Source organism: Pseudomonas baltica, from assembly GCF_031880315.1.
In the GTDB taxonomy this organism is placed as follows: Bacteria; Pseudomonadota; Gammaproteobacteria; order Pseudomonadales; family Pseudomonadaceae; genus Aquipseudomonas.
In genome coordinates, this window is sequence record NZ_CP134771.1 from 4,935,614 (window position 1) to 4,952,110 (window position 16,497).

Sequence of the window (16,497 nt, forward strand, 5' to 3'; positions counted from 1 at the left end):
TCAAAGCGGCACTGGCACCCCGATCCAGCGGCCCATGGCGCCGTACACGCCTAATTCCTGCAACACCTCGAACTCCTGCGCACTCTCCACCATCTCCGCAATCAGCGGCAGATCGATGCTGCGTGTCGTGCGCAGTACCGCGTCGATGAACAGGCGTTTGTCCGGTTGTACATCGATGGCGTGGATATAACTGCCGTCGAGCTTGAGGTACGCCAACCCCAAGTGGCTGAGATTGCCGATCTGGCTGAACAGCCCGCCAAAGTGCTGCAAACCGAACGCATATCCACTGCCGATGATCCCCCGGGCCAGAAACTGCAACGTGGCGGCGACGGGCAGGTTGCGCTCGTCGGCTTCCAGCGTCAGCCAGCGGGCCTGGGCCGGATGGGCATTGAGGGTCTCGATGATGGCGGCCATCGCCAGCGGGTCGTTAAGGGTGCTGCTGGACAGGCTCAGGGCCAGGGGTTGCGGCTGGTGCTGCAACGCCACGAGGGTATGCTCGAGCATCAGGCGATCCAGGCGGGTCGACCAGCCCAGGCGCTGAATCCACGGTAGAAAGCGCCCGGCGGCAATGGCTTCGCCGGTGTTGTCCAGCAGCCGCGCCAGCACCTTGCGGTGCACTACGGTGCCTGGGGCGGTGCACGCCACCACCGGTTGGCAATACAGCAGCAATCTGCCTTCGGTGAGTGCCGCATCGATCCAGTCGCGCCAATCATGGGCGGAGTAGGCCGGCGGATAGGGGTAATCGCTGGACAGATAATCGCTGGACACTGCCCAAGGCTGTTGTGGCTGGGCTTGGGCCATGGCAAGTGCCTGGTCCAGCTCGCGCATGATCTGATCCCGCGCCTGCCCCGGGTGATAGTCGGTGATCCCTATGAGCGCCACGGGTTGGTGATCGCTGGCACCCGTCGGGAACAAGGTCGCCACCCGTTGGCTCAGGTCAGCGGCCAACTGCTCGACATCCTGAGCGGTGATGCCCGGCATGAGCAGGCTGAATTCTCCACCGCGATTGCGCGCCGGCAGCCATTGCTGGCGATGAGGGGAGCTCATCAGCTCGCGCAGCAGGTCGCCGACTGCACGTATGAGGCCATCGGTGTGCTGACCGCCGAGACGCTGATTGATCCCGGCCAGATCGTCAAGGCGCAGGGTCAGCATATAGCCTGGGCCGTTGTGCTCGGTGACCAGCAAGGCCTGGGTCAGGCGCGCGTCGAGCAGGCGCCGATTGGCCAGCCCTGTGAGGCTGTCCTGGAAGGCTTCCTCCTGCAGCCGATCGCTGCGCGCGGCCTGCTCGGCGAACAGCTGCTTGAGTTTGCCGACCATCTGATTCATCGCCAGCACCACGCGGCGCAGTTCCGGGGTGTGGGGAATGTTGTCGAGCAGGCGAAACTCGCGCTGGGCGATGGCGTCGGCCTGACGCGTCATGTCGTCCAGCGGGCGCAACTGGCGGCGCAATAGCCAGCCGCCGAAAATCGCACTGAGCAGGGCACAACCGCTGAGCCAGGCTAGGCTGCCCAGGGCCATGTCCCATAATCGTCCCAAGGCGAACCTGGGATGGCTGGCCACTTGCACCTGGGCCGCCTGCTCCCAGCCACGCATGATCAGCGCCGCGCCTTGCTCGGGGCGCAGGTCCACCAGGCGCGCGAACCAGGCAGGCGCGCCGTCGTCATCGTCGGGGTCGCTGGTGCGTTCGACCATGACCTTGTGATCCTTGATATTCACCACCCGGATGCTGGCGTAGTAACCGCTGTCGAAGATCGACGTGACCATCAGTTCGACCATCGCCGGGTCGTCGATATTGGCAGTAAGGGTCAATCCCAGCGCCGTGGCGGCATCCTGGGCGTGGGCGCGTAACTGGTCCGTCAGTTGCGAGCGCGAGGTCTCCAGGCTGACGATGAAACTGCCACTGAACGCCACCACCAGAAACACGCAGATGGCCAGGAACAGTTGTTTGAGCAAAGACATTCATACCTCCTCGGGGCAAGGTGTGTCTGGCACTGACTGCATTCGGCCATCGACGGTGAACAACCTGTAGCGGTATTGCGGGTGCGGGGTCAGCCCTCACCGATATTGAAACCTTCATTGCGCATTTTTTTCAGTACCCCCTGCCAACGCGATAACTGTTTGGGGTCACCGCGGGTGATGGCGCCCGTGAACGGATCGATCAGAAACAACCCCTCCGCATTGAAGGCGTAAACCGGCAGCAGGTCGTGGCGCTGGGAGGCGGGGAGGATCTGGCCGATGAGGTTGTCGAGCACCAACGGATCGCTGCTGTCGCTGATGTAGTAGCTGAGTACCATGTGCGCCTGATTGAGCTTGAGCGACTTGACGTAAGTGATGCGCAGGCGTTCGGCTGGCACCCCCAGCTGGCGCAGGCTGAAATATTTGGCCAGGGCGAAATCTTCGCAATCACCAGCGCCCTTGGTCAGGGCTTCCACCGGTGTTGCCCAGTAGTCGACGACGCCCCAGATGCTGAGATCATCTCGAAATCCCAGCTGTTGATTGAAGAAGCGATTGACCGTTTCCAGTTGTTGTTGCTCCGGCTGGCGGCTGCTGTTTTGCAGCAGCTGCGCCCAGGCTTGCAGGCGCTCCTGAGCGCTGCCAAGGGCGCCGTGTGATTCGGCGAGGGCGAGTATGCGGCCCATGTCCCAGTTGGCCGCCAGGTGGCCGAACAGAGCGAGACCCACGCACAAGGCAACGAGCCGAACGAAGGGACGGTTCGGCAGCCTTCTTCCTGAAAAAAACCGTCGCGGGTGAAGAGGCATGGTGAATGCGCTCTTTGGTCGAGATCAGAGGAGTCTAGGTCAGGCGGGGGAGGGCAGGAGGCGTTTCGGGAGAGATCTTTGTGGGAGTGGGCGCGCGCGTCCTGCGGCGAAGCCGTTTCAAGCTTCGCGCGCAGACCCCGCTCCCACAGGATATGTGAAGGGCTGTATCAGTGATGGCGCGGCTTGAGGATCGCCGGTTTTTCGTCCGGGGCGTTGCACAGCAGGTACAGCGCGGTCAGCGCCTCCGGGATCTGCACGATCATGTCGTCCATCAAATTGGCATCGGCGGCGATATCGGCAAACTCGGGTTGCTCGTCGAACAGCCCGGAACCGACCATGATCGGCAGGAGCATTTCGCTGACTTCGTCTTCCGCCGTCTCGAACCAGGCCGCTTCGCGCAGGAACACGCCTTCCATGAAGCCGATGCACCAGCCGCGCAGGTCGGAGTCATCCGGGTCGTCGCCCAGATCCAGGTCGCAAGGCAACTCGAACTCTTCGTCGCTGGCCAGTTGACGGGCGATGTGCGCCTTGAGGGCCAGCAGCGTCGACTCGATGGCATCGCGCTCGGTGTTGTCGGCGTAGTGTGGCTCTTCGGCGAACAGGGCGTCGATCCACTCGCGATCGGGCACCACATCGGCGCAGATCGACAGGGCAGTCAAATAGCCATGCGCGGCCACGTAATCCAGCGCTTCTTCGTGCAGCTCGTCGGCGTCGAGGAAGACTTGCAGGCGGGTGAGTTGCTCAGCGAAGGACATTGGATGACTACCTTGGGAATATACGATGGTGAATTCTAGGCTTTGTAAGGCCCGCGCGCCACCCGCGCGGCCAACTATGGGCTTACCAGCGGTCACGCGGGCGGTGCCCTGCGCTGCGGACGGGTCGGGTATACTGCTGCGGTTCGTGACCGTGGCGGTGTTCCTGTAACGCTCGCTTACGTGTTTTTTAGTGTAGTGCGGTGATTTTTCATTCAGCCTGACGGCCGAATGGTTCTGCGATTTCTGGAGTTTTTCATGCTCGAACAGGCTCAACGGGTTCTTAAGGACATCTTCGGCTACGACAGCTTCCGCGGTCGCCAGGGTGCCATTATCGAACGCGTGGCCAACGGTGGCGACGCTCTGGTGCTGATGCCTACCGGTGGTGGCAAGTCCCTGTGCTTCCAGGTGCCGGGGCTGTTGCGCGATGGCTTGGCGGTGGTGGTTTCGCCGCTGATTGCATTGATGGACGACCAGGTCGCCACCCTTGAAGAACTCGGCGTATCGGCCGCCGCGCTCAACTCCACGCTGAGTGCCGAACAGCAGCGCGAGCTGGCCGCACGTATTCGCCGCGGTGAAGTGAAAATGCTCTACCTCGCGCCCGAGCGCCTGGTGCAGCCACGCATGCTGGAGTTCCTCGGCCAGTTGCAGATCGCCTTGTTCGCTATCGACGAGGCGCACTGCGTGTCCCAGTGGGGCCATGATTTCCGTCCCGAATACCTGCAACTCGGTCAGTTGGCCGAGCAGTTTCCCGATGTCCCGCGCATCGCCCTGACCGCCACCGCCGACAAGCGCACCCGCGAAGAAATCGTCACGCGCCTGCACCTGCAGGACGCCGAGCGGTTCCTGTCGAGTTTCGACCGGCCGAACATTTTTTATCGCATCGTCCCCAAGGAGCAGCCGCGCAAGCAATTGCTGGCGTTCCTCAGCGAGCGGCGCAGCGACGCCGGTATCGTCTATTGCCTGTCGCGCAAGAAGGTCGACGAGGTAGCAGCGTTTCTCTGCGAGCAGGGCTTCCCGGCCTTGCCTTATCACGCTGGGCTGCCGTCGGATGTGCGGGCGGCCAACCAGAAGCGCTTTCTCAACGAGGAAGGCCTGATCATGGTTGCCACCATCGCCTTCGGCATGGGCATCGACAAGCCCAACGTACGCTTCGTTGCCCATATGGATCTGCCCAAGTCGCTCGAGGCGTATTACCAGGAAACCGGGCGTGCCGGCCGTGACGGCTTGCCCGCCGACGCCTGGATGGCCTACGGTCTGCAAGACGTGGTGATGCTCAAGCAGATGCTGCAGAACTCCGAAGGCGACGAGCGCCACAAGCGCGTCGAGCACCACAAGCTCGACGCCATGCTCGCACTCTGCGAGGAGACCCGTTGCCGACGCCAGGCACTGCTCAAATATTTCGACGAAGACATGCCCAACCCTTGCGGGCACTGCGATAACTGCGTCGACGGCGTGCAGACCTGGGACGCTACGGAGCCCGCGCGTCAGGCGCTGTCGGCGGTGTTCCGTACCGGCCAGCGCTATGGCGTCGGCCATCTGGTGGATGTGCTGCTGGGCAAGGACAACGAGAAGATTCGCAGCTTCGGTCACCAGCAGCTGGCGGTCTGGGGAGTCGGCAAGGACCGCTCCGAGCACGATTGGCGCACACTGTTCCGCCAGCTGGTCGCACGTGGCCTGGCCGACATCGACCTCGAAGGCTACGGCGGCCTGCGCCTGAGTGAAACCTGCCGGCCATTGTTGCGCGGCGAGGTGACCCTTGAACTGCGTCGCGAGCTCAAGCCACAGACCGTCGCCCGCAGTGGCGGAGGCAGCCCGGCCAGCCAACTGGTGCGTGCCGACGAACGCGAGCAGTGGGAAGCTCTGCGTGCGTTGCGGCGCAAGCTGGCTGAAGAGCACGGTGTACCGCCATACGTCATCTTCCCGGACTCTACCTTGCTGGAAATGCTGCGCAGCCAACCTCAGAGCATGTCCGACATGGCCCGCGTCAGCGGTGTCGGCGCGCGCAAGCTGGAGCGTTATGGCGAGGCCTTCCTCGAAGTGCTCGGGGGCACCGCCGAAGCGGCGCCGGTGGTTGCCGACATTCGCCACGAACTCATCAGTCTGGCCCGCGCGGGCATGACGCCGTCGCAGATTGCCGGTCAGCTCAAATGCACCGAAAAGAACGTCTACAGCCTGCTGGCCGAAGCCATTGCCGCCCAGCAGCTGTCGCTGGATCAGGCGCTGGACTTGCCTGAAGATCTCATGGCAGAAGTACAGGATGCGTTTCTCGACGGTGAAGGCGAGTTGCCGCCGGTGGCCGCGGTCGCCGAGCTCTTTGCCGGACGCGTGCCGGAGGGTGTCTTGTACTGTGTGCGCGCCGCGCTACAGTCTGAATTCGAGGTCTGATCACGGCGGGTTGGCTTAGGGATATCGGTATGACTATTGCGTCATGCCTGCGGACATGCTTAGCTCACTAATTATTAGTAATGTTCCTACGTGAGTCGAATATGCCGTTGACTGATCAACATCGTTTTGGAATGCAATTGGCGCAGCTGTCGCGCGGCTGGCGGGCGGAGCTCGATCGGCGTTTGATCGGCATGGGGCTGTCCCAGGCGCGCTGGCTGGTGCTGCTGCACCTGGCGCGATTCACCGAGGCGCCGACCCAGCGCGAATTGGCACAGAGCGTTGGCGTCGAAGGGCCGACCCTGGCCCGGCTGCTCGACAGCCTGGAAGGTCAAGGACTTGTCAGCCGCCAGGCGGTGCTCGAAGACCGTCGCGCGAAAAAGATCACCCTGAGCCCCCCGGCCTTGCCGATCATCGAGCAGATCGAGGCCATCGCCAACGACCTGCGAATTGAATTGTTTCAAGGCGTGGACGAAGAAGAGCTGCGTATCGCGATGCGTGTGCATTCGCGTATTCTCGCTAATCTGGAAAAGTAATCCCTGAGTAACGCTCAGGGTCGTGTTGGCCCTGGGCAGCCTCCTGTGCCCTGAGTGGCTTCTGTGCTTGGTGAAAACAGGCCGGCACGCTATAAAAGAGTCATCGGAAGCAGTTTCCTCAAGGGATTCCCATGCAAGAACGCGTTTCGTCAGGTTTCGGGCGGGTCATTCCGGCTCCTAAGGTTTCCCTTCTGGCCGCGATGGTCGCTGCCGGGGCGCTGTTCTATTCGGCGCTGGCGCCGGCGTTGGGGCTAGGCGAGATCAGCTTGCACTCGGCACTGAATCAGCCGCTCAATGCCGATATCGAACTGGTCGATGCGCAAGGGCTGGACCGCAGCGACCTGGCCGTTGGCCTGGCCAGCGCTGATGAATATAGCCGCGCTGGTATCGATCGCGTGTTCTTTCTCAATGATCTGCGTTTCACCCCGGTATTTCAGGGTAATCGCAAGTTCATTCACGTCAGTTCCGTGCGCCCGGTGGTCGAGCCTTATTTGAGCTTTCTGGTGCAGGTCAGTCGGCCAGGCGGCCAATTGCTGCGGGACTACACGGTGCTGCTGGACCCAGCGGGTACGGTGCCCCTGACCCCAGCGAGCATTCCGACCGGCAGCGCTGCCTCGGCCGACCAGGGCACCGATTACACCCGTGCAGCGGCCTCGTCCTCGGCGCCGCCCCCTGCGCCGCCGAAGGCCGCCGCCAAGCCGGCAGCAAACTTGCCGGCGACCAGCGAAAACAAGCGCTACACCGTGGCCGCCGGCGATACCCTCTGGACCGTCGGCAAGAAGCTGACCGCTGCTGGTACACCGACACCACCCAACCAGCTGGTACGGGAGCTGCGCGATCTGAACCCGGCGCGTGGCCCGTTGAAAGTGGGACAAAGCTTGCGGGTACCGGATTCTGCGGTATTGCCGGGCGCGCCCGCCGATCAGATCACGCCTGTCAGCGATGCCAGCGCCGGGGCTACACCGAGCAATCCTGGCGCGCCGGCGGCCAATGCGCAGACACCGGAGCAACTGACCGCGACCGTGCTGCAGAATCAGCAGTTGCAACAGAGCCTGGATGATGCCAACGCCCGGTTGCAGGCGATTCAACAGCAAGACGCGCTCAAGGATAAACAGCTGGCTGATCTGCAGGCACGTGCAGGCGCTACGCCAGGCGCTGTACCACCCGCCGGCAGCCAGGCGCAGCCGGCGACTCCGAGTGCGCCCGCTGTCTCAGGTACAGCGTCCGCCGCAGGTGCCGCGGGTGCCCCTCCTGCGCAGCCTGCACCCGGCGCCAATCAGGCCGCACCGGGGCCCGCTGTATCGAAGCCCGTGCCGGCACCTGCCGCGCCAGTGGTACCGGACAGCGACGACTCCTGGCTACTGATTGCCGGTGCGCTGGCCGCCGTGCTGCTGTTGCTGGCAGCATTGCTGTTGGCAAGGCGTCGCCGCCAGCAGCAATCGGCCATCCTCGCCCCCGAGCTGATGGCCGCTGCGGTCAACGACGATGTGGTGGTGCGCTCCGCTCGCACGCCGGTCCTGGCGCTGACCGAAACCCAACTCCACGACGGTGGTCGCTACGGCAGCGAGCGTGCTACCAAAAGCGAGCCGACGCTGGCTGGTGCTCCCACGCCCGCCGTGCAGGCGCCTGCGCGACGCGAAAGCGGTCCGGCCACCGACGCCCTGGATGGCGCGAGCATTTATATCGCTTATGGCCGTTTCAATGAGGCCCTTGGCATCCTGCGCGAAGGCTTGAGTAACGAGCCCCACCGCACCGACCTGCGCGTGCGCATGCTCGAGGTCCTGGGCCAGCAAGGCGATGCACAGGGCTATGCCGAGCAGGAGGCGCTGCTGCTGGCGGGTGGCTATAGTGCGTCCACGCTGGAGCAGACACGCGCGCGTTATCCCAAGCTGGCGCCGGCGCCGGTGGCTCCTGCGCAACCGGCACCGGGCCACAGCACTGCGGACCCTGCGCCCGCGACAGCCGCTTTGGCTGCCGGGGTCATTGCTGCAGGTGTCGCTGCGGCTCAAGCCCTGGAGCGCGAGCCTGCGCCGCCCGCCGAGGCCCAGGAGCAGGCAGGTATTTCGCCGGGGGCCGACGCCCCCGATCCGGTGCCGAGCGCCGAAACGGCTGCAGAGCCAGATCTTTCGACCGCCCACAGCTTCGACGCTCTGGCCGATGACTTCCCTGACCTGGGCGATTTTGACCAGCTCCCCGAGCTCGAACCCGCCGCCGACCCTGTGCCTGAATCCTTCGATGAATTCCAGCTCAACCTCGACGACCTGTCACTGGATGCCGATTGGGGCATGGTCAGCCCGTTCGACACCCCTGGGCGTCCCAAGGCCAGCGCGCCTGAAGCGCCTGCCGCTCCGGCGGAAGTCGATCACGATTTCGCCTCCAATCTCAAAGAGCTGCCGGAAGTCTTCGAGATGCCCGACGAGCAGTTCCTCAGCGATTTCGCCGACCCGCAACTGCCTGTCGATCTTGAAGCGGGTATCGAGCTGGATGAACAACCCGACACCCATCAGATCGATCAGGACGCTTTGGACAACGCCTTTCTGGACAGTTTCATCACCGATGCCGATCTGCCCGAACTGGACGCCTTGACCGTCGACTTCGATGATCTGGAGCGTCAGCAGGCATCGGCGGAAAAGCTCGAGCAAGCTCAAGGGTTGATCGAGCAAGGCGATTTTTCCCAGGCCAGCGACCTGCTGCTTGAGCTGCTGCGCGAGGGTGACGACTCCTGCAAGCATGCTGCACGACAATTGCTGTCGAGCATCAGCTGATGCCCACCGCTACCGCCAGGCCCCTGGTGGTCATCACCTACTGCACGCAGTGCCAATGGCTGCTGCGTGCCGCCTGGCTGGCGCAGGAGCTGTTAAGTACCTTCGCCGATGACCTGGGCGGTGTGACGCTGGTGCCGGCCAGCGGTGGCGCATTTGCCATCACCTGCGACGGCGTGCAGATCTGGGAGCGCAAGGCCGACGGCGGTTTCCCCGAGGCCAAGGTGCTGAAGCAGCGTGTGCGCGATCAAATCGACCCGCAGCGGGATCTGGGCCATAACGACAAGGTGACTTGACCTCTATCGATAAGTAAGCTGCCTTGCGTGCCGTTCCCTGTTTGCGGTATAGACCCAAGCAATGACACGGCAGAGAAACCCCATGGCCGCGCGCACGACCTCTTCAAGCTGGGCAACCGGCATCGTCAAATCTTTGGAACTGGCTGGTCTGGATTGCGCAGCGCTGTTCAAGCAATTGGGGCTGGATTTCGCCGCGCTACAAGACCCCGACGCGCGTTTTCCCCAGGACGACATGACCCGCCTGTGGCGGTTGGCCGTGGAGCAGTCCGGTAATCCGGCCATTGGTCTGAACATGGGCAAGGTGGTGCGCCCGGCGTCGTTTCATGTGGTCGGTTACGTGCTGATGTCGAGCCCCACGCTGGCGACCGGTTTCGAGCGGCTGGTGCGTTACCAGCGCATCATCGCCGAAGGGGCCGATGTGATCTTTCGTCGCCTGCCGGACTGCTACCTGCTGATCCTCACTGTACACGGCGACCTGTTACCACCCACGCGCCAGAGTGCCGAAGCCTCGCTGGCCACGGCGCTGGCGTTGTGCGGCTGGTTGACCGGGCGAGTGCTGCGCCCGATCAAAGTGCTGATCCAGGGCGATGCACCGGTCGGTCTGAGCCCCTACCGCGAGGCGTTTCACGGGCCGCTGGAATTCAACGCCGCCCATGATGCGCTGATGTTTCGTCATGAAGACATGGACGCACCGCTGCCCACCGCCAACGCCGCCATGGCAACCTTGCACGATCGATTCGCAGGGGAGTATCTGGCGCGGTTTTCCGAGAGTCAGGTGACCCACAAGGCTCGTCAGGTGTTGTGCCGGATGATGCCTCACGGCGAGCCCAAGCGTGGACAGGTTGCACAGAGCCTGCACTTGTCCCAGCGCACCTTGCAGCGCCGATTGCAGGAGGAGGGTACGAGTTTTCAGGCGTTGCTCGATGAAACGCGCCGGCAGCTGGCCGAGCAGTACCTCGGGCAACCACGCATGACGCTGCTGGAAATCGCGTACCTGCTGGGTTTCGCTGACCCGAGCAATTTCTTCCGGGCCTTTCGCCGCTGGTTCGATGTCACCCCAGGAGAATACCGCGCGCGCCTTGGGCAAGTACCGCCGGTTCCCCTCAGTGACGCCAGAACGCCGGCATGCACAACACCAGCACGGTGATGATCTCCAGGCGGCCCAGCAGCATGCCGCCGGAGAGGATCCACTTGGCGGTGTCCGGCAGGCTGGAGAAGTTGCCGGCCGGGCCAATGGTTTCGCCCAGCCCTGGGCCGACCCCGGACACCGTGCTTGCCGCGCCGGTGAGCGCCGTCATCCAGTCCAGGCCCAGCAGTGACAGCGCCAGGGCGATACCGCAGATGGTGATGGCGAAGAAGAACGAAAACGTCAGGATCGAGCGGACGATTTCTTCGTCCAGGCGATGACCGTTGTACTTCTGCTTGATCACCGCGCGTGGATGGATCAGCTGATTGAGGCTGGCCTTGAGCAGAATGTAGGCGACCTGGAAGCGAAAGATCTTGATGCCGCCCGCTGTGGAGCCAGAACACCCGCCAATAAAGCCCAGATAGAAGAACAGCATCAGCGAAAAGTTGCCCCACATGCTGTAATCGCCTAGCGCAAAGCCGGTGGTGGTCACCACCGATGTCACGTTGAGGGCGACATGGCGGATGGCGTCCCACCATGGCAGCTTGGCAGTCCACCAGTACCAGGTACCGAGCACCAGCCAGGTCACCACCAGCAATCCGAGGAAACCCTGCACCTGCTCGTCGCGGATCAGCGCCCAGCGATTGCCCCGCAGCGTCGCGACGTACAGGGTGAAGGGCACGCTGCCGAGGATCATCACCACCACAGCGACCCAGTGCACGGCCGGTTGCGACCACTTGCCCAGGGATTGATCGGAGGTCGAGAAGCCGCCCGTGGAGATCGCCGACATCGCGTGGTTGATCGCATCGAACGGGCTCATGCCCGCCAGCCAGAACGCCAGCGCACCGAGGGCGCTGATGCCCACGTAGACCATGACGATGTACTGCGCGACGCGGTGGGAGCGAGGCATCAGTTTGTCGGAACGATCAGATGATTCGGTCTGGAACAGGCGCATGCCGCCAATCCGCAGCAGCGGCAGGATCGCCACGGCCATGCCGATAAAGCCGATGCCGCCCAGCCAGTGCAGCAGCGAGCGCCACATGAGGATGCCCGGCGACATGGTGTCCAGGCCGCTGAGCACAGTGGAGCCGGTGGCGGTGATGCCGGACATGCTTTCGAAGAAGGCGTCGGTGTAGCTGATGTGCTGGGTCAGCAGAAACGGCAGGGCGGCGAAGACCGCCACCACCACCCAACTGCTCACCGTCAGCATGTACATGTCGCGCGGACGCAGTTGCGCGTTGTCGGGCCGGCCGGGCGCGACCAGCGCCAGCCCGCAGACAAAGGTGATCAGGCTGGCCCAGAGGAACGAGTGCATGTCGCTGGAACGGTGGAAAATCACCAGGGTCAGCATCGGGATGACCATGCTGATGGCCAGGGTGACAAGGAAGATACCGATGATGAAACCGATCATCCTGAGGGTCGGCAAGGCCATTGAATCCGCTCGGGCATAGGAGAAAGGCGGCCATTCTACCTGCGGGCCCGGCCATGTAAACGTTAGAATAGCCGCTCATTGATCACAGGAGGTAACCGATGGAAGCTCTCGACGCTTTGCTCAACCGGGTCTCGATACCCCGTCTGGAAGCCCCCGCTCCTAGCGCCGAACAGCGCGAAATACTGTTCCAGGCGGCGTTGCGGGCGCCGGATCACGGGCAGTTGCGGCCTTGGCGGTTTCTCACCGTCGAAGGGGATCGCCGCGAGCAGTTGGGCGAAATACTCGCCGAGGCGGTGGCGCTCAAGGGCGGTGAAGTCAATCCGGCAGCCTTGGACAAGGCCCGGGCCATGCCGTTGCGCGCGCCGCTGGTGGTGGTAGTGATAGCCCGCTTGCAGGAGCATCCCAAGGTGCCGAAGCACGAGCAGTTGCAGGCAGCGGCCTGCGCGGCCCATGGCATTTTGCTGGCGGCCTATGCCCAAGGGATCGGCGCGGTGTGGCGCACCGGCGAGCTGGGCTATACCGAGCATGTCGCCGAGGCGCTGGGGCTGGGGGAGGGCGAGGAGTTGATTGCGTTCCTGTACCTGGGCACGCCGATGAAGGCGGCGCGGGTGCCGGAACCGTTGCCGACCGGCGACTTCGTTCGGGCTTGGTAGAACGCTGAAGCCACCCGTATCAAACCCCCGGCCGCGGCTCCAATGGCAACTCCAGCTTCGCGACGAAGCCCCCGGCCGGATGATTGCTCAGTTGCAGGCTGCCGCCGTGGCGTTCCGCTGCCCGTCGCGCAATCGCCAGGCCCAGGCCGTGTCCGGCCGATGTCTGCCCGGGCGCCCGGAAAAACGGCTCGCCCAGTTGCGCCAGGTGCTCGGTCGGCACCCCCGGCCCGTGATCGCGAACGGTAATCTCGATCTGTCCGTTGCGCAGCCGGGCGTTGATTTCGACGGGTCTGTCCGCCGGGCTGAAGCGCAGGGCGTTGCGCAGCAGATTGTCCACCGCGCGCTCCACCAGCATCGGCCATCCTTGCAGCGTCAGGCCAGGCTGAGCGTCGATCCGGACGTCGATATCAGCGGCGCTCAATTGCGCATCCTTGCGCACACCGCCTAATAGCATATTGACGTCCACGGTTTCGGCGCTGGCGTGTTCGGCATCGACCCGGGCCAAGGCGAGGATTTCGCTGATCAGATCTTCAAGTCGGTCGCATTCGCGGGTCAGTCGTGGCCACAGGGCTTCGCGCTGCTGCGCTTCGGCGCGCTCGGCCAGCGCCAGGGCGATGCGCAGGCGGGCCAGCGGTGAACGCAATTCGTGGGACACATCACGCAGCAATTGCCGTTGGCTACCAATCAGGCTCTGCAAGCGCGAGCCCATGCGGTTGAAATCGGTGGCCAGCACGCCGAACTCATCACGCCGGTTGGCCAGTTGCGCCAGGCTGTTCTGCTGGTAGCTGGCCTGGCCAAGGTCGTGCACGGCGCCGCGCAGGCGGTTCAGCGGGCGGGTGATCGACAGCGTCACCAGCAGACTGAACAAGGTCAGCACCACCAGCGAGATGGCCAACGCCGACAGCGGCCAGAACAGGCTGTGCTTGCGCCATTCGTCCAGCTCCGGGAAGGGGATGCGGTAAATCAGCAGATAGGTGTCGCCAGAGGTCGGGCTGGTGTATTCGGTGGCCAGGCGCCGCCAGGGGAGGGGGCGATCATCGGCTCGGTTGTCATTGCGCTGGCGTGCTTCCATGGCCTCGGCGCGGGGCGGCACGGTGCCAGGCACTACCGGATCCCCGGATTCATTGAGCACCTGGATGCTGATATGAAATTGCCGGCGGCGTTGCTCCAGCAGTGCCTGGGCGGCATCTTTGCCTTGCTCCTCGAAGGTCTGCGTCCAGGTTTGGGCGAAGTCGCGGATGGCCGGATGGCGGCTGAGGATCCAGGCATCCTGATTCAACAGATAGCCCATCAGTATCGACAAGCCGGCGACGAGCGCGATGGCAAGCCAGAAACTGGCCAGAATGCGCCAGAACAATGAACGCAAGGTGCACCTCAATGAGCAAAGCCCGGCACCGCGTGAGCGGGCCGGGCGGTTAATGTCCGGGCAAGGCCGAGCGCAGCCTTGCGTCAGCGCTTACTGAGCCTTCTGGCCTTTCTGCGCTTTCCAGGCCTGGAACTCGGCCCATTCGGCGCGACGTTCGTCCTGTTTCTTTTTCATGTCGTCGAAGGTCTTCTGCTGGTCGGGCTTGAGCACTGCACGCACGTCGGATTGGGTCTTGGTGCGGTTGGCGTCCATCTCGTCCTTCAGGGCCTTTTGATCGGCTGCCGGCAATTTTTGCAGGTACTTGTCTGCGATTTCGCGGCTGTGCTGGCGCTCTTCACCCATCAGTTTACCGATTTGCTCACGTTGGTCGCGGCTCAGGTCGAGTTTGTCGAAGGGGCCTTCGCCACGATGATGCTCCATGCCTGGGCCACCGAAACCTGGGCCGAAGCCTGGGCCTTTGTCCGGGCCATCACCCGGGGCAGCCATGGCAATGGTCGGCAGTGCGGTAGCGAACATCAGAGCGATCAGGGTCTTGCGCATGGTGTATCTCCTTGTCTCGTCGCCGGTGTCTGTACCGGATGTGGCCAGTTTAAGGAGATCAAGGTCAGCAGCAGTCAGGCGAGCGTAAAGCTTGAGTAAAGAGGCTCGTGACCAGCCCTGACAAATACGACTGACCACCTAGCCCCCTATGGGAGCGGGCTCTGCCCGCGAATCGCCAGGCAGCGTGAAGTGTCAGGCAGGACGCATCCGCCGTATTCGCCCAGGTCCTGCATTCGTGAGCAGAGCCCGCACCGACAGACAGGTGCCGATCACTCCGCGTAGTAGTACCCGCGGCTGCGCAGGGCGACGATACGCGGACGGCCATCGGCGTGGGGGCCGATCTTCTTGCGCAGGTTGCTGACGTGCATGTCGAGGCTGCGGTCGTACAGGGTCAGCTTGCGCCCCAGAGCGATCTGCGCCAGTTCCTGCTTCTCCAGGGGCTCGCCGGGCTGGCGCAACAGTGCTTCGAGCAGGCGGCTCTCGGAGATCGTCAGGGTGATGTCGAGCTCCTTGATGGTAACCACGCCACGCGCCGGGCTGAAGCACAGGTCGCCCAGCTCCAGCTGCCCAGTGGCCGCCGCCGGATGGCTGCGGCGTAACACCGCGCGCAGGCGAGCGGTAAGTTCGCGTGGATCACAGGGCTTGGCCAGGTAGTCGTCAGCGCCCAGCTCCAGGCCGAGAATCCGGTCCAGCGGCTCGCCACGTGCCGACAGCATCACCACCGGCAACTCGGCATGCTCGCTGCGCAGCTGCTTGAGCACCTCCAGGCCGCTGCCGTCGGGCAGCATCACGTCCAGCACCACCGCGTCCGGCTCCTGCTCGGCAAGTGCCTTGCGGGCGCTGGCGCCGTCGTGGCAGGCACGCACCTGAAAGCCTTCCTGGCTCAACCAACTGCTCAGCAGTTCGCAAAGTTCGACATCATCGTCAATCAGTAACAGGTCGCTCATGGGGTACTCAGGCGCAGGGCTTCAAGGCAGCACTTGTTTGAACGGCTTGACCAGCACCTGCTGGTAGACCCCTGCACCGATATACGGATCGGCGTCGGCCCAGGCCTGGGCAGCTTTCAACGACTCGAACTCGGCGACGATCAGGCTGCCGGTAAAGCCCGCTTCGCCCGGATCGTTGCTTTCGATCGCAGGGTGCGGGCCGGCCAGCGTCAGGCGACCTTCGCTTTGCAGTTGTTTGAGGCGCTCGAGGTGGGCAGGGCGCACGCTCAGGCGTTTTTCCAGGGAATCGGCAACGTCGGTGGAGATAATGGCGTAGAGCATGTCAGTCCTCGGATGCAGGTTTGTCATGGAGGTAGCGGGACAGGTAGATACCTTGGCCCACCAGGAACAGCAGGGTCATGCCCAGGCTGCCGAATACCTTGAAGTCGACCCAGAAGCGCTCGAAGGTGAAGGCGACGAACAGATTGGCGGCGCCGCAGATGATGAAAAACACGATCCAGGCAATGTTCAGGCGCGTCCATACCGGCTCAGGCAGGGTCAGGGCATGGCCCATGACGCGCTTGATCAGCAGGCGGTCGCCGATGAAATGGCTGCCGGCAAACACCAGCGCGAAAATCCAGTTGACTGCCGGTGCCTTCCATTTGAGGAAGGTCTCGCTGTGGAAGGCCAGAGTCAGGCTGCCGAACACCAAACAGGCGATCAGCGTCAGCCACTGGCCCTTCTCGAGCTTGCGCTGCTTGAGGTACAGCGCGCCATAGACCACCACCGAGCTTGCGATCAGTACTTTGGTGGCGCTGTAGATATCACCCAGTTGCAGGCTGTAGCCGGCTACCTCAAGGGTGTGGGCCGGGACCTTATAGACGATGAAGAACAGCAGCAGCGGAATGAAGTCGATTAATTGTTTCACAGAAGGCAGCCAGAACCAGGATGTGGCGGCATAATA

General features: G+C 63.4%; 15 protein-coding genes. 6 read left to right on the forward strand and 9 right to left on the reverse strand.

Annotated elements, in window-relative coordinates:
• The 3 genes from REH34_RS22205 to REH34_RS22215 all read right to left on the reverse strand — a co-directional run bounded on the left by REH34_RS22205 (position 1) and on the right by REH34_RS22215 (position 3,514).
• Positions 1-1,959 carry an EAL domain-containing protein gene (locus tag REH34_RS22205; RefSeq protein WP_311969176.1) on the reverse strand — a complete coding sequence of 653 codons (1,959 nt, stop codon included), beginning with the start codon at positions 1,957-1,959 and terminating at the stop codon, positions 1-3.
• A gap of 89 nt (positions 1,960-2,048) precedes the next feature.
• Positions 2,049-2,639 (reverse strand): transglutaminase-like cysteine peptidase, encoded by a 591-nt coding sequence (locus tag REH34_RS22210; RefSeq protein WP_226503695.1) that lies wholly within the window; start codon positions 2,637-2,639, stop codon positions 2,049-2,051.
• A 287-nt stretch (positions 2,640-2,926) separates the two neighbouring features.
• Complete coding sequence (locus REH34_RS22215) at positions 2,927-3,514, reverse strand: YecA family protein (RefSeq protein WP_226503394.1); 588 nt, start codon at positions 3,512-3,514, stop codon at positions 2,927-2,929.
• A gap of 255 nt (positions 3,515-3,769) precedes the next feature.
• Here REH34_RS22215 and recQ point away from each other — a divergent pair, with 255 nt between their 5' ends.
• From recQ to REH34_RS22240, 5 genes are all read left to right on the forward strand, one after another.
• A complete protein-coding gene (recQ, locus tag REH34_RS22220) occupies positions 3,770-5,899 on the forward strand; it encodes a DNA helicase RecQ (RefSeq protein ID WP_226503395.1) in 2,130 nt (709 codons plus the stop codon).
• Between the two features lie 101 nt (positions 5,900-6,000).
• Positions 6,001-6,432 (forward strand): MarR family transcriptional regulator, encoded by a 432-nt coding sequence (locus REH34_RS22225; protein ID WP_226503396.1) that lies wholly within the window; start codon positions 6,001-6,003, stop codon positions 6,430-6,432.
• A gap of 131 nt (positions 6,433-6,563) precedes the next feature.
• Positions 6,564-9,197 carry a FimV/HubP family polar landmark protein gene (locus tag REH34_RS22230; protein WP_311969177.1) on the forward strand — a complete coding sequence of 878 codons (2,634 nt, stop codon included), beginning with the start codon at positions 6,564-6,566 and terminating at the stop codon, positions 9,195-9,197.
• Positions 9,197-9,490 carry a SelT/SelW/SelH family protein gene (locus tag REH34_RS22235; protein WP_311969178.1) on the forward strand — a complete coding sequence of 98 codons (294 nt, stop codon included), beginning with the start codon at positions 9,197-9,199 and terminating at the stop codon, positions 9,488-9,490. The genes REH34_RS22230 and REH34_RS22235 overlap by 1 nt, the downstream gene beginning before the upstream one ends.
• An 82-nt stretch (positions 9,491-9,572) precedes the next feature.
• Positions 9,573-10,637 (forward strand): AraC family transcriptional regulator, encoded by a 1,065-nt coding sequence (locus REH34_RS22240; protein ID WP_311969179.1) that lies wholly within the window; start codon positions 9,573-9,575, stop codon positions 10,635-10,637.
• Here REH34_RS22240 and REH34_RS22245 read toward each other — a convergent pair.
• Positions 10,594-12,048, reverse strand: coding sequence for a TrkH family potassium uptake protein (locus REH34_RS22245; RefSeq protein WP_311969180.1), 1,455 nt, complete (start codon positions 12,046-12,048; stop codon positions 10,594-10,596). The genes REH34_RS22240 and REH34_RS22245 overlap by 44 nt on opposite strands.
• A 98-nt stretch (positions 12,049-12,146) precedes the next feature.
• Between REH34_RS22245 and REH34_RS22250 the strand changes: the two genes are divergently transcribed.
• Complete coding sequence (locus REH34_RS22250; protein WP_226503401.1) at positions 12,147-12,701, forward strand: nitroreductase family protein; 555 nt, start codon at positions 12,147-12,149, stop codon at positions 12,699-12,701.
• A gap of 19 nt (positions 12,702-12,720) precedes the next feature.
• Here REH34_RS22250 and REH34_RS22255 read toward each other — a convergent pair whose 3' ends face one another.
• From REH34_RS22255 to REH34_RS22275, 5 genes are all read right to left on the reverse strand, one after another.
• Complete coding sequence (locus tag REH34_RS22255) at positions 12,721-14,067, reverse strand: HAMP domain-containing sensor histidine kinase (protein ID WP_226503402.1); 1,347 nt, start codon at positions 14,065-14,067, stop codon at positions 12,721-12,723.
• A gap of 90 nt (positions 14,068-14,157) precedes the next feature.
• On the reverse strand, positions 14,158-14,607 hold the full coding sequence (locus tag REH34_RS22260; RefSeq protein WP_226503403.1) for an LTXXQ domain protein: 450 nt from the start codon (positions 14,605-14,607) through the stop codon (positions 14,158-14,160).
• A 269-nt stretch (positions 14,608-14,876) separates the two neighbouring features.
• Positions 14,877-15,554, reverse strand: a complete 678-nt coding sequence (locus tag REH34_RS22265) for a response regulator transcription factor (RefSeq protein ID WP_226503404.1) — start codon at positions 15,552-15,554, stop codon at positions 14,877-14,879.
• A 21-nt stretch (positions 15,555-15,575) separates the two neighbouring features.
• Positions 15,576-15,875 carry a YciI family protein gene (locus tag REH34_RS22270; RefSeq protein ID WP_226503405.1) on the reverse strand — a complete coding sequence of 100 codons (300 nt, stop codon included), beginning with the start codon at positions 15,873-15,875 and terminating at the stop codon, positions 15,576-15,578.
• 1 nt (position 15,876) lies between these two features.
• Positions 15,877-16,461, reverse strand: coding sequence for a septation protein A (locus REH34_RS22275; RefSeq protein ID WP_226503406.1), 585 nt, complete (start codon positions 16,459-16,461; stop codon positions 15,877-15,879).
• Between the last annotated feature and the right edge of the window lie 36 nt (positions 16,462-16,497).